The organism is Aeromonas sp. Prich7-2 (assembly GCF_017939255.1).
GTDB lineage: Bacteria > Pseudomonadota > Gammaproteobacteria > Enterobacterales > Aeromonadaceae > Aeromonas > Aeromonas caviae.
Genome location: NZ_JAGKRI010000186.1, coordinates 1 through 438, shown reverse-complemented (window position 1 = coordinate 438; position 438 = coordinate 1). Strand labels below are relative to the sequence as shown.

Below are 438 nucleotides of genomic sequence, written 5' to 3'. Positions count from 1 at the left end.
CAATGCTGTTCACTTAAGCGGAGCCGCATTGCGATTTACCGGAAAACGGGTCTTTGATATCTTCACCGCCCTGGGTCTCGATGGCCTGGGGCGTTTTTCTATGAACATGACGCCTATGCAGCCCCGCAACTCCGCCAACCTCCGTGGCGTATGGGCTGGCGATAACGCGCCCGCCATCACTGCCATCTGGTTCGCGATGAACTGACAGGCAAACTTAAAGCTCACCTCATTGGGCGCTCGCTGATGGGCTACGGCGGCCTGGCTGGCCTCCCGCCTGACCAGATTGTATCCAAGCAGCAATCCCCACAGCTCCTGATAGACCAAGTCCACTTTCTTGCTTCTCAGCGTGATGGCGTTGTGCTGCATCGCGCTTTTGATATCCCGGTATCCCAGCTCGATTTCCCAGCGCTCGTGGTACAGGGTCGCCACCTGAGCTGC

Annotated in this window: 1 protein-coding gene; it reads right to left on the bottom strand. The window is 57.8% G+C overall.

What is annotated here, in order from left to right; all coding sequences use genetic code 11:
- Positions 1 to 9: 9 nt before the first annotated feature.
- A partial coding sequence (locus tag J9892_RS20490) for a transposase (protein ID WP_210538805.1) occupies positions 10 to 438 on the bottom strand: 429 nt, incomplete at its 5' end.